The sequence below is a fragment of the Streptomyces sp. NPDC092370 genome (assembly GCF_044755265.1).
Taxonomy (GTDB): domain Bacteria; phylum Actinomycetota; class Actinomycetes; order Streptomycetales; family Streptomycetaceae; genus Streptomyces.
The window spans coordinates 448,664-461,498 of record NZ_JBIVQO010000002.1; the positions used below are offsets into that span (position 1 = coordinate 448,664).

8 protein-coding genes are annotated in these 12,835 nt (G+C 70.4%); 1 reads left to right on the plus strand and 7 read right to left on the minus strand.

The annotated features are described in order from the left end of the window. The first annotated feature begins 67 nt into the window (after positions 1 to 67). Positions 68 to 1,834 (plus strand): SGNH/GDSL hydrolase family protein, encoded by a 1,767-nt coding sequence (locus tag ACIQHQ_RS08670; protein ID WP_402611024.1) that lies wholly within the window; start codon positions 68 to 70, stop codon positions 1,832 to 1,834. Here the strand turns inward: ACIQHQ_RS08670 and ACIQHQ_RS08675 are convergent. From ACIQHQ_RS08675 to ACIQHQ_RS08705, 7 genes are all read right to left on the minus strand, one after another. Then, entirely contained in the window at positions 1,831 to 2,610 is a 780-nt protein-coding gene (locus ACIQHQ_RS08675; RefSeq protein ID WP_402611026.1) for an exodeoxyribonuclease III, read from the minus strand. The genes ACIQHQ_RS08670 and ACIQHQ_RS08675 overlap by 4 nt on opposite strands. A 52-nt stretch (positions 2,611 to 2,662) precedes the next feature. Continuing rightward, positions 2,663 to 3,298: an MBL fold metallo-hydrolase gene (locus tag ACIQHQ_RS08680; protein WP_402611027.1), complete on the minus strand. Its 636-nt coding sequence runs from the start codon at positions 3,296 to 3,298 to the stop codon at positions 2,663 to 2,665. A gap of 34 nt (positions 3,299 to 3,332) precedes the next feature. Continuing rightward, positions 3,333 to 4,640, minus strand: a complete 1,308-nt coding sequence (gene pcaC, locus ACIQHQ_RS08685; protein WP_402611028.1) for a 4-carboxymuconolactone decarboxylase — start codon at positions 4,638 to 4,640, stop codon at positions 3,333 to 3,335. 32 nt (positions 4,641 to 4,672) lie between these two features. Further along, entirely contained in the window at positions 4,673 to 5,707 is a 1,035-nt protein-coding gene (locus ACIQHQ_RS08690) for an IS110 family transposase (protein WP_402611029.1), read from the minus strand. Between the two features lie 912 nt (positions 5,708 to 6,619). Next, positions 6,620 to 8,962, minus strand: a complete 2,343-nt coding sequence (locus ACIQHQ_RS08695) for a glycosyl hydrolase family 65 protein (RefSeq protein ID WP_402611030.1) — start codon at positions 8,960 to 8,962, stop codon at positions 6,620 to 6,622. 628 nt (positions 8,963 to 9,590) lie between these two features. Then, a complete protein-coding gene (locus tag ACIQHQ_RS08700) occupies positions 9,591 to 11,849 on the minus strand; it encodes a discoidin domain-containing protein (RefSeq protein WP_402611032.1) in 2,259 nt (752 codons plus the stop codon). 107 nt (positions 11,850 to 11,956) lie between these two features. Beyond that, positions 11,957 to 12,832, minus strand: a complete 876-nt coding sequence (locus ACIQHQ_RS08705; protein ID WP_402611033.1) for a carbohydrate ABC transporter permease — start codon at positions 12,830 to 12,832, stop codon at positions 11,957 to 11,959. Positions 12,833 to 12,835 lie beyond the last annotated feature (3 nt).

Genomic DNA, 12,835 nt, shown 5'->3' on the forward strand with positions numbered 1-12,835 from the left:
TTACCTCTTCGCCGTCCCTGCGTTTGGTGTTGTCGCGTCGTGTGTCGCTGAGCGGGAGGAGCCGGCCGTGCGCCGATGTTTCCGGGGGATCTCGGTCGCCTTGGCCCTGTGCGGGTCATTGGTCCCGGCGGTCTCCGCGCAGGCGGTCGAGAAGGGACGGGCCGCACCGGTGCCGCTGGAGCGGCTGTTCGACAACGTGGCCGTCAGCGACGACAGCCGTCCCGGTGACGCCGACTTCGACGGGTCCGGCGCCTCCCTGTCGGCGCGGGACCTCACGGCCGCGGGCTGGACGCCCGGTCGCGCCCTGACCGTGCAGGGTGCCCGGCTGACCTGGCCCGACCGGCGGCTCGGCCAGCCGGACAACGTCCGCGCCGCCGGACAGGACGTCCGGATCACGGGACGCGGTGACGCCCTCGCCTTCCTGGTGGCGGGCACCACCGGCACGGAGGTGGGCGGCCGGGGCACGGTCACGTACGCGAACGGCTCCCGCTCCGGCTACCGGCTGACCGCACCCGACTGGCGTAGCGGCCCGCTCGCGACCAAGACGGTGGCCCTGCCGCACCTGAACACGCCGGCCGGCCAACTCACCCGGCAGGCCCGCCTGTACGCCGTGACGGTGCCGCTGGTCCCGGGGCGCCCGGTGGCCTCGGTCCGGCTGCCGGACGCGGCCGGGCTGCACGTCTTCGCGGTGTCGGTACGGACCGCCACACGGGGCTGGACGGGCAGCTGGACGACGGCCACGGGCGGATACGCCGCCGTGGGTCCCTGGACGGACCGGACGCTGCGGCTGGTCGTGCACACGTCAGCCGGCGGGTCCCGTGTGCGGCTACGGTTCGACAACACCTTCGCGGCGGCCCCGGTACGGATCGGCAGCGCGACGGTGGCGGTCCGGGCGTCGGGCGCGGCCTCGCGCGGCACCCCGGTGGCGTTGGCCTTCGGCGGTGCGCCGGGCGTGACCATCCCCGCCGGGGCCCAGGCGTTCAGCGATCCGCTCGGCTTCCCCGTACCCGCGGACGCCGATCTGCTGGTGAGCTTCCACCTGCCCGGCACGGTGGCCGCGGCGCCCGTGCACGGGCTCGCCCAGCAGCGCTCCTACGTCAGCGAGCCCGGCGACCACGCGGCGGACGGCGCGGCCGGGGCGTACACCTCGGTGATCACCCGCTGGCCGCTGCTCGCCGGGGTCGACGTCGGCGGCGGGCCCGGGTCCGTGGTCGTGCTCGGGGACTCGATCACCGACGGCGACAAGTCAACGATGGACGCGAACCGGCGCTGGCCGAACGTCCTGGCCGGCCGGCTCCTCAGGCAGGACACCGTCCCGCGCTACGGCGTGCTGAACCTCGGCGTCTCGGGCAACCGCGTGGTCACCGACCGGTACCCCGGCGACGGAGTGTCCACGGACACGGCAGGGGTGAGCGCCCTGCACCGCTTCGACCGGGACGTCCTCGCCCAGCCGGCGGCGCACACCGCCGTCGTCTTCGAGGGCGTCAACGACCTGCGGTGGGGCACCCCGGCGAAGCAGGTGATCGACGGGCTGCGCGAACTCGCGGTGCGCGGACACGCCCGCGGGCTGCGGATGCTCGCGGCGACGATCCTGCCCTGCGAGGGCGAGGCGCGGTGCACGCCCGCCGTCGACACCGAGCGGGTCGCGGTGAACGACTGGATCCGCGCCGGCGGGGTCTTCGACGGAGTGCTCGACTTCGACGCGGTGATGCGTGACCCGCAGCGGCCCTCCCGGATGCTGCCGGCCCACGACAGCGGGGACCATCTGCATCCGGGCGACGCGGGGCTGGCGACCCTGGCGCACTCGGTCGACCTGCGGCTGCTGCGGCCCTAGACGTCCAGGTCCACGACCACGGGCGCGTGGTCCGAGGCGCCCTTGCCCTTGCGCTCCTCGCGGTCCACGTACGCGTCGCTGACCGCCTTGGCGAAGGGTGCGTTGGCGTACACCAGGTCGATGCGCATGCCGCGGTTCTTCGGGAAGCAGAGCTGGCGGTAGTCCCAGTACGTGAAGGGGTGCTCGTACTTCAGGGGCCGGGGGACCACGTCCGACAGGCCGGCCTCGCGCAGGGAGGCCAGGGCGGCGCGCTCGGCGGGGGTGACGTGGGTGGAGCCCTCGAAGAAGGCGGGGTCGAAGACGTCGTCGTCCGTCGGCGCCACGTTGTAGTCGCCCATCACCGCGAAGGGACGGCTGCCCGCCGCGTCACCGGCGACGGCGGCCTTGAGGGCCTCGAACCACTGGAGCTTGTAGGCGTAGTGCGGGTGGCCCACCTCACGGCCGTTCGGCACGTAGACCGACCAGACGCGGAGCGGGCCGCAGGTCGCCGAGAGGGCGCGGGGCTCCACCGAGCCGTCGAACCCGGGGTCGCCGGGCAGGCCTTTGACGACGTCCTCGATGCCGACACGGGAGAGCACCGCCACGCCGTTCCACCGGCCCGTGGCGTGGACGGCCGACTCGTAGCCCAGCTCGCGCAGCTGCTCCACCGGGAACTGTTCCTCGGCGACCTTGGCCTCCTGGAGGCACAGCACGTCCGTGCCGCTGCTCTCCAGCCAGGCCAGGAGCCTCGGCAGGCGGGCGGTGATCGAGTTCACGTTCCAGGTCGCGATGCGCATGTCCCACAACCTACCCGGAGGGTCCGACAACGCGGCCGGCCCCCGTGACGGCCTAGACCTCCGCGGAGTCGCCGGGCGTCAGCCGCAGGTGCTCCGAACCGCCGAGCTGCCCGATCTGCCGGTCGTAGATCGGGCGGGCCAGGTCGGTCAGGAGGGCGTCATGGACGTCGTAGGCCCGCTGCGGCCTCACCTCGCGCACGTAGTCGATGACCTCGGAGATCTTGCTCCAGGGGGCCATCACGGGGAGCATCAGCGTCTCGACCGGGCGGCCGGGGACGGTGAGGGCGTCGCCGGGGTGGAAGACCCTGCCGCCGTCGACGAGGTAGCCGACGTTGGTGACGCGCGGGATGTCCGGGTGGATCACCGCGTGAAGTTCGCCGTGGACCTGGACGTCGAAGCCCGCGGCGCTGAAGGTGTCGCCGTGGCCGACGGTGTGGACGCGGCCGGGGAAGGCGGAGGAAATCTTCTCCGCGACGGCCTTCAGGGTCCAGATCTCGGCGCCCGGATTGTTCTCCATCGCGGCCCGCAGCCGGAACTCGTCGAAGTGGTCGGGGTGCTCGTGGGTGACGAGGATCGCGTCCGCGCCGAGCGCGGCGTCCTCCTCACTGAAGGCGCCGGGGTCGAGGACGAGGGTCCGGCCCTCCTTCTCGAGACGGACGCAGGCGTGCGACATCTTCGTGAGCTTCATGACTCCATCCTCCCTCCACGCCCCGGCGCGGGGCTCACTCCCGGGGCGTGGTCTCCTCACGGATGACCTGCTGGGCCACCTTGAAGGCGCTGTTCGCGGCCGGTACGCCGCAGTAGACGGCCGCCTGGAGCAGCACTTCCTTGATCTCGCCGGGGGTGAGCCCGTTGCGCAGGGCGGCTCTGGTGTGGAAGGCCAGCTCGTCCAGGTGCCCGCCGGCGACCAGGGCGGTGAGGGTGACACAGCTGCGGGTACGACGGTCCAGTCCGGGACGGTCCCAGATCTCACCCCAGGCGTAGCGGGTGATGAACTCCTGGAAGTCCCCGGAGAACTCGTCGGCCTGGGCCAGCGCCCGGTCGACGTGCGCGTCACCCAGCACCTCGCGGCGGACCTTGATCCCGGCGTCGTACGGGTCGGGCCTGCCCTGGGCCTGCTGCGGTACGGCGATCGGGGCGATCTCGGCGAGGGGCCCGGTCTGCGGGGGCTGCGGCGAGGCGGGAGACAGGACCGGCCTGAGGGCGGCCGGGGGCAGGGCGGTCGGGCCGGTGGAGGTCTCGAAGGCGGGCTGCCAGGCCGTGGAGAAATGCCGCACCAGCAGGTCGGTGACCGCGTTGGGCTGCTCCACCGGGACCAGGTGGGAGGCGCCGGGGACGACGGCGAGGCGGGCGTCCGGGATGCCGGCGACCAGCGTGCGGGCCTCGGCGGGGCCGGTGACCTGGTCGTCCGACCCGACCAGGACCAGGGTCGGTACGCCGACCCGTCCGAGCTCGGGACGGACGTCGAACGAGGCGAGCGCCTCGCAGGAGGCGATGTAGCAGCCGGGGTCGGTGGTGCGCACCATCTGCACGGCCCACTCGGTGATCGCGGGCTGCGCGGCGGCGAACCCGCCGGTGAACCAGCGCTCGGGCGCGGTACGGGCGATCGGGTCGAGGCCGTTCGTGCGGACGATCACGCCTCGCTGCCGGAACTCGTCGGCCGTACCGAAGCGGGGTGAGGCCGCGATCAGCGCGAGCGAGGCGAGCCGCTCCGGGTGGCGCAGGGCCAGCTCGATGCCGACGGCGCCGCCGAACGCGCAGCCCGCGTAGCCGAAGCGCTGCACGCCGAGCCCTTCGAGGGTGGCCAGCAGCCGCGTGGTGAGAGCGCCGACCGACCCCGCCGGATACGCGGGGGCGCCGCCGTGGCCGGGCAGGTCGAACCGGAAGACACGCCACTGCTTGGTCAGCTCGGGGACCTGGCGGTCCCACATGTGCCATGTGGTACCCAGTGAGGGACCCAGGATCAGGACGGGAGCCTCTTCTGGCCCGTCAAAGCGGTATTGCAGGCTGTTCGGTGGTGTCTCGCTCACCCGTCTGAGCCTCTCATCTGTCACGACAGCCCCTATGAGCGGGGTGCTGGTTGTGGCTGTTTGACCAGGTGGAAGACCTCCCGGGCCGCGTAGCGTTTGAGGCACCGGACGATTTCGCGTCGGGTCTTGCCCTCCTTGATGCGGCGCTCGTAGTAGTTCTGGGTGCGCGGGTCGACCCGCAGGCGGGTGAAGACGATGCGGTGGAGCGCGGCGTTGGCCTGACGGTCGCCGCCGCGGTTGAGGCGACGGAACTGCCTGCGCCCCGAGGAACGCTCGACGGGACTGACCCCGCACAGCGCGGCGAAGGACGCCTCGCTGTCCAGCCGTTCCGGGTTGTCCCCCACCGTGATCAGCAAAGTGACGGCCGTATCCGGACCGATCCCCACCACCTCGAGCAACTGCGGGGCATGACCTTCCACAAGCCGGGCCATACGAGCGTCCACCTCCCGGATCTGCTCGGAGAGCTGGCCGATCCGATCAGCCAGCAGACCCAGCGTGATCCGCGTGGCCTGCAGCACCGACTCCTCACCGACCTCCCCGTGACCACTCACGTCGGTGAACCGCGCACAGGTACGGAAAAGTTCGGCATTGCCCAGTCCGGCCAGCTCTTCCCGCAAGACGGGGTCAGCAGTGACGAGGACGGCCTTGAGCTGATTGATGGCCTGCGTACGGGCTTTGACGGCCGACGCCTTCGTGAGTTTGTACATTCTCGCGATCTGCACCGGACCGTCGCCCGCTTTGGCCCGCGCGCACGTCCGCCCGCTCAATACGGCCCTGGCCGCGTTCTGGGCATCGAGCGGATCCGATTTGCCGCGCCGGCGGCGATCTGCGCGGTCCATCCGGTTCACGTCAAACACGTCTATGCCCTGGGCCAGCAGATAGCGCGACTGGGACGCCCCGTAGGAGCCGGTCCCCTCCACCCCGGCCCGCCCCACCACGCCCAAATTCCTGGCCCACTTCAGCAGCTCACGGTATCCAGCCGCGGTGGCCGGGAACTCGTCGGTGGCAAGCACAGCCCCCGTCAAGGAGAGCACCGCAGCCATATGGGCATCACGGTGCGTGTCCACTCCCAACACCACCTCCCCCGAAGGGCGGCGACGGCGGGTCTTCGGAGCAGCCGACGTACTGGGCACGGTCGATCTGGACATGCCCGTTCCCCTTCCGGTCCGATGTCATGTCGCGTTGCCGGTACCGGGCCGCCTCGGGCGGTCAGAATCGTGAGGACGCCACAACAATCGGCAGGCCCCTATCGGGACACACCCCGCCAGCCCGGCACCGACAACGCACCATCCCCGGCCAACGGCCGACACTGTGACACCAGGACACCTCGGTCAGAGAAATCATGAGTCAGACCCCACGACCCGGGACAGCACCCACCTATCCTTCCGCCCCTCCCAACCCATCGGCCCCTGTGTTCAAACCCGATCGTCAATCGAGACGATTCGACAGCCGACGCCCGGCGCCGACAGTACGTGCGCGAAACCAAGAGATTTCCGGGTGGGTCGAGGCGTCTCCGTGGCCCGCTCATGGCCGCGTACCGCGGTGTCAGGCCGAGGGTTCCGCCGGGGGGTGCGGCTACCGCTCCACGTCGGCGTGCGGGTCCGGCAGGACCGTGCGCAATTCGGGGTCGGCGCGCACCCGGTGGGCGCTGTGGCAGGACCACCGAACGGCGTCGGTGAGTGCGGCGTGTTCGCGGATATGGTGCAGCAGTTGCAGGGCCGCCGACGGCGTGCCGGGTGATCCGGCACAACAGGACGCTCGCAGACGCCCAGCTCCACGAGGAACGAGCCGAACGGGGCACGGCCACAACCTCCGCTGGTGACGGAGGCGGTGGCGTTCGGGGCACCCTCGGCCGGAGCATCGGATGCATCCGGCTGAGGGGCACGGTCAGTGACGGTTCGGGCTGGCCGACCGCTGTGCCGTGCAGGCCGTGCCGTGGTTACGGCGGTCGCGGACGACTGCGGTCGGCGCCCGGCGTGTTACGGTTTGCAGTTCGTCGCGTCGCCGGCCGGGTGCCGTGTGGGCACCTTCAGCGCTGTGCCGGGCTTGACCTTGCGCACGTCATCGCTGCCAAGGCCGACTCGGACGGGAAGCGGCGGGCCGGAGCGCAGGGTCAGCTTCGTGGTCTGCTGGCCGACAGACAGGTCGAAGGTGCGCCCCTGCCATTTCACCCCGGTGATGTCGACGCCCGGGAGCTGCGGCGGCAGGAAGGGGTCGATGGTGATCGTGTCGGTTCCCCAGCGCATCCCGGTGAAGCCGTAGAGGAACTCCTGCAGGTAGCCTCCCTGGCCGGTGGTGAAGTTGAAGGCTCCGCCATTGCGGGTCTCGTACCACTGGTTGAACGGTGCGGCCTGGTAGGGGTCCACGCTGTTCCGCATGTAGTGGTACGTCTGGCAGTCCGGGGATCCGAGGGCAGCGCTGGCGATGGTGGCGATCGCGTCCGTCATGGACGGGCCGTTCGGGTCGGTGCGTGCCTGGTAGTAGTCCAGGTCGTTCTGGGCCAGGCCAGCCGGCATCGGCACCGCCCAGGGGTATTGCAGCAGGGTGACGTCGGCCTGCTTGACAGTCTGCCCATTGTAGCCCTCGAACTCGGGGTGGATGTTGAGGGCCGTGTCCACCGGGATCTTCAGGCCGTCGGCGACCTTGCTCCATTCCGGTTCGGCGGGCTGGCCGAGGATGCGGGCGGCGCTGACAGCGATGCGCAGCGATGCCTGGGCGCCAGCGTTGGTGGTCACGCTGTTGTCGACGTGGTCGTGGTACTCGTCCGGGCCCATGACGTCGTTGATGTCGTAGCCGCCGGCCGGGTCGGGCTCGGCGCGCGTGGCCCAGTAGTCGGCGATGTCCTTCAGCACCGGCCACGCCTTGTCCCGCAGCCACTGCTCGTCGCCGCTCGCCTGGTAGTACTGCCACTGCGCCAGGGCAATGTCGGAGTTGATGTGGAGCTCGGTGTTGCCCTCGTTCCAGGGCGGCGGGGTCTCCTCCTTGCCGGTGAGCGCGCTCTGCCACGGGAACTTCGCGCCCTTGATCGGGCGGGCGGGAGTGGACAGTTCCTTCGCCGCGGCCCTGGCGGCGGGCAGCAGTTTCTGCCGGTAGGTGTTCGCGCCGCGTGCGATGTCGGGGTACTGGGCGAGCAGGGCCGGGTACATCCAGGTCTCCGTGTCCCAGAACACGTGACCGCCGTAGCCGTCCGAGGACAGTCCGGCCGGGCTGATGCTCCAGTCGACGCCGGCGCGCGTGCTTGCGAGCAGGTAGAACATGGACGCGCGGATCTGCGCGGTCATGGCGGTGTCACCGGGGATGGAGATGTTCGACTGCCACAGGCGGGACCATGCCTTGTTGTTGCGGGCGAGCGCTTGTCGGTAGCCGTCCGCGGATGCTCGGGCCGCGGTCTTCGCGGCGGCCTGCTGCGGGGTCGCGGACCGAAGCGACCGGTCGGTGTCGACGCTGGAGGCCGCGCCCACGTACTTGGTGATCCGCAAGGGCTGACCGGCGCGGACCGGGATGGTCGCGCTCTGCCCGGCGGTGCCGTCGTCGGGTACGGCCATCGCCTTGGTCGGCACGGCTCGGTTGTTGACGCGGAGTACGGAGTTCAGTCCGGCGGTGACCAAGTTCCCGTCGCTCACGACGGTTTGGGACAGCGTCGCGGTCCTGCCGTCGACGCGCGCGTTCCTGGTCGAGGCGTATTTCAGTCCCTGGCCGTCGAACTGGTCCACGACGGTGGCGGTTCCGCTCCAGTGCGGGACGGCCCGCACGCTGACCGTGCCCAGATGGCCGTCCGCGCGGTTGGCGCTGACCTCGTAGTCGAAGCTGGTCGTGTCGCCCGCCGGGGAGGTCCAGTCGAACGACGTGCTCAGCACGCCGGTACGCAGGTCCAGCGACTGCCGGTACTTGCTGGTGGTGCCGACGGTGGCGGAGGCGATGTCGGTGGGAGGCTGTGCGCCGTCCGGGTACACCGTGAGGTAGTCGACGTTGACCCGGGCCGTGTCACCTTCGGCCACTGTGATCTTGAGCGTGTTCGTGCCCGCGTTCAGCGTCACCGGCATCGTCAGCGTCGCCCAGTCGTCCCAGCCGCCCGTGTCGGGCAGGGTCAGTTGCTGGAGAGTGCCGTTGACGCCGAGGTGGATGGTCTGCGGGCCGCCGCTGCCGTTCGCGTACCGGACGGCCAGGGTGGCCTTGCCGGCCGGCGCGTCACGGATCGGGACGACGCCGGCGCCGCCGACCGTCGGGTTGCCGCCATTGTTCAGGCCGGCCAGGTAGCCGTCGGCGACCGAGCCGGGGTGGGACCTCTCCACGAACGCGCCGCCGGAGATCTGCCCGTACATCGCCGGACACAGCTGGTTGAACGCGCAGGACCAGCGACCGATTCCGTAGAGGTCGCCGCCGCGGCCGAAGCCGAGCGTGGTCCAGCTCGGCAGACTGGCCCGGTCCTCGAACTTGCTGGGGAGACGGGCGTAGAAGCCGGCCAGCTGTGACTGGGTGACGATGGGCGTGCTGCCGTATCCGTGGCCCGCCGCGGGTACTCGTGCGGCGAGGTAGCCGTTGCCGATGAACGTCGGGGAGTAGTTCTTCGATGTGTCGGTCGTGCTCAGTACCCAGCCGCCGTCGCCGACCTTGCCCGGTATGGGTGCAGGAGGCCGGCACCGCTGCCGTGCCTATGAGCAGGCTGGCGAGGGCCAGCCCGATGGACGCTGTCCTCCTGGTCATGCGTGAGCGGGCATGCGGATGGACGGTCGCTGACGGCAGCGTGTCCTGTGCGGCCCGGCTGCGGCCTCGGGCGCCGGATCTGGCGCGGTCGCCCGGGCTGGTCGCCTTCGATACCGCAGCAGCCGCCACGGCCGTGAAACGGCCCCAGGCCGACCTGCGGCGTAAGGTACCGGACCTCACACCTGGGTCGTCTACGGCCTTGCCGTACTCCTTCATCGAAACGCCACCTCCGTGTGGGGTATGGGTTCAGGCCGACCGCGTGGTGAAGATCGCGGCGGCGCCGGCAGGCAGTCGATAGCTGTATGTTGTGCCGCCCCACCGGATGTCGAACGCCGCGGTGCCGCTGCCGGAGTTGTACGCCGCCGACAGCCTTGTGCCGTCCGGCAGTTGAGCGCTCTTGCGCTGAACACCCTTGGTCACGTCGGCGTTCGAGGTGACCTTGCCGTCGGGAGCGAGGACGGAGACGTCGTGGATGGACCACCAGCTGCCGGAGTCGGACTTGTTGACGGCGCGGATATAACGGGCGGTGGTGGTGGGCAGCAGGATTCGGGTCACGGTGCTGCCGGGGCCAGTGGCGATCGGCTTGCCCCAGGTGGTGCCGTCATCGGAGGTGTACACCTCGTACTGGCGGGCGAAGTCGCCGGACGAGGCGCTGGTGTCCAGGACGATCTCGTTGAACGTCCGGGCGGAGCCGAGGTCGAGCTGGAACCAGTCGCCCGGTCGCATGCCCTGGCCGGAGCTCCAGCGGGTGGCCGCGTCGCCGTCGATCGCCTTGGTGGGCGGATCGTCCGAGCTGCTCGCGGAGGCCGATGCCTGCCAGCTGCCGCGGGGCAGGGCCACCTCACCGGTGGGCGGGGTGAGCGAGGCGCCGGCGGGCAGGGTGTAGCCGAGCCACTGGTCGCCGACGCGGACCTGGGGCTGCCGGGCGAGCAGGCTGCTGTCGTAGGTGATCAGGGCCTTGCTGCCGTCGGGGTTGCGGAAGGGGAGGTCGACGGAGCCGATGGCGGCCGGGTCGGTGCTGCCGTGCTGGGTGCCGTTCCAGGTGAAAGTCGCGGCTGCTCCGGCGGCCAGGGTGTAGGTGAAGTAGCGCTTGCCCCAGCGGACGGTGAACGTGCGGTCGGTGGTGCCGGAATTGTAGGTGACCAGGGCGGTGGAGCCGTCGGGGTTGGTGAACGCGACGTCTTCGACGCTGCCCTTGCCCAGGGTGTTGGATGCGACCCGGCGAGCGCCTGGCTGGACGAACTTGCTGGCCTGGGCGAGCCCCCAGTAGTCGGCCGTCGGCGTGTACGACCACGTGCCGTCGGCGTCCTGAGAGACGGTCACCATGGGGCGGCAGCCTTCGCACCCGTTGTTTCTGGGGCCGCTGTCGTTGTCAAGGGCGACGTTCCAGCGGACGATGCTCTGGGCCCAGTTCCGGGGGCCGTTGATGACGTTGTCCATGGCGCCGGCGAAGCCGTCCTGCTCGTCGCCCTCCCAGGTGCCGCCAGAGCACTCGGTCTGGAAGGCGCCCTCGTTGGGGTAGTCGTTGTGGACGACGGTCTGGTTCAGGACCAGCTCGGCGGCGGCGTAGCAGTGCCAGGCCGTACCGGCGACGTTCCGGGCGGTGGCCGGGTCGGCGTAGAACGACTCGGGGTAGCTGGTGACGTCCCAGTTGTGGTCGTAGCCCAGGATGCGCGTGGACAGCTTCTGTTCGCGCAGGGTCGGGGCGAGGTGGTCGGTGACGAAGGCGTTCGCCTCGTCAGCGGACAGGCGCATGCCCGGGTAGGTGGACGGTTCGTGCAGCGGCTCGTTCTGCGGGGTGATGTAGCGCACCGGGACGCCGGCCGCCGCGTACTCCTTGAGGAACTTCGCGAAGTAGTCGGCGTACGGCTGGTAGGCGTCCGGCTTGAGCCGGCCGCCGTTCATCGAGTCGCTGGTCTTCATCCACCCCGGCGGGCTCCACGGGGTGGCCATGACCGTCAGCTTCGGATTGAGCGCGCGGGCCTGCTTCAGCAGGGGGATGGTGTATGCCCGGTCGTGGTCGATCGAGAAGTTCGACAGTGTGGGGTCACTCTGGCCGGCGGGCATGTCGTCGTAGGAGTAGTTCCCTCTGACGGTGAAGTCGCTGGCGCCCATGGGCTGACGCAGGATGCTCAGACCGATGCCGTCGCGGCGGCTGAACAGGTCACGCATCAGCGCGTTCCGCTGATCGGCGCTGAGCTTGGTGCCGACCAGCCAGGCGGAGGAGTCGGTGAACGAGGCCCCGAAGCCGGACATGGGCTGGTACCTGCGGGAGGTGTCCACGGTGATCGTCGAGCCGGAGGGTGCGGGTCCGGTCTTCCAGGTCACCGGGGACTGCTGGGACAGGTACGTCTTGGTGGACGGGTTGGTGATCCAGACCGACGCCCGTCCGGGCGCGGAGTCGGCCGAGGCGGGTGTGGCTGCCGGAAGGACGGGGAGCGTGGCGAGCAGGGTCGCGGCGGCTGCCAGGGATGTCCGGCGCCATTGCCGGGTGGTGGTTCTCATGGTGCGGCTCCTTGCGGGCATGACGGCCTGGCACGGCGGCGCGCGTGCAGGACGTGGGTGGGGCGGGACCGGCGCGGGAGGGGCGGGTAAGGGCGCCGGAGCCGGGGTCACTTCAGGCCGGTGGTGGCGATGCCGGCGACGAAGTGGCGCTGGAAGAGGAGGAAGACGATGGTCACCGGGAGGAGGACGACGACGGCGCCGGCGAGGAGGATGCCGAAGCGGGTGAAGTCCTGTCCGCTGCTGGCCAGGGCGAGGCCGACGGGGAGGGTGTACTGGCTCTCGTTCTGGGCCACGACCAGCGGCCACAGGAAGTTGTTCCAGGAGCCGAGGAAGGTGATGATCCCGAGCGTCGCGAGGGCCGGCTTGGTCAGGGGCAGGATGATCTTCCAGAAGATGGCCAGTTCGCGGCAGCCGTCGACGCGGGCTGCGTCGATGAGTTCGTCGGGCAGGGTAGAGATGAACTGCCGCATCAGGAAGACCCCGAACGGGGTGGCGAGGAAGGGCAGGATCAGCCCGAGCAGGGAGCCGGTCAGCTGCATGTTGGCCACCAGGACGTACAGCGGTACGAAGGTGACCAGGCCCGGGACCATGAGGGTCGCGATGACGACGGTGAACACGGCGCGCTGTCCGCGGAACTCGAGTTTGGCGAGGGCGTATCCGAGCATCGAGCAGAAGATGAGGTTCCCGGCGGTGACGGCCAGGGCCACGAGCACGGAGTTGGCGAACATCGTCGTGAAGTCCAGGCTGCTGAACAGTTCCTGGAAGTTCGTGAGCGTGGGGCGGGTGGGGATCAGGTCGGGCGGGATCTTGCGGATGTCCGCCTCGGGCTTGAACGCCCCGGAGAGCATCCACAGGAACGGCGTGACCATCAGCAGTAGGAGGCCGGTGAGCGGCAGGTACAGCCAGGGGCGGCCCCACTCCTGGCGGATGGGGCGGCGTCGTACGGACTTCTGTACAGCGGGATCGATCGTGGTCGTGGTCATGGG

What these genes read in the sequence shown, in the direction of transcription:
- ACIQHQ_RS08675 (WP_402611026.1), bottom strand. Translation starts at nt 2,610, where the DNA reads ATGCGCATCGCGACCTGGAACGTGAACTCGATCACCGCCCGCCTGCCG.
- ACIQHQ_RS08680 (WP_402611027.1), bottom strand. Translation starts at nt 3,298, where the DNA reads ATGAAGCTCACGAAGATGTCGCACGCCTGCGTCCGTCTCGAGAAGGAG.
- ACIQHQ_RS08695 (WP_402611030.1), bottom strand. Translation starts at nt 8,962, where the DNA reads ATGTACGGGCAGATCTCCGGCGGCGCGTTCGTGGAGAGGTCCCACCCC.
- ACIQHQ_RS08700 (WP_402611032.1), bottom strand. Translation starts at nt 11,849, where the DNA reads ATGAGAACCACCACCCGGCAATGGCGCCGGACATCCCTGGCAGCCGCC.
- ACIQHQ_RS08705 (WP_402611033.1), bottom strand. Translation starts at nt 12,832, where the DNA reads ATGACCACGACCACGATCGATCCCGCTGTACAGAAGTCCGTACGACGC.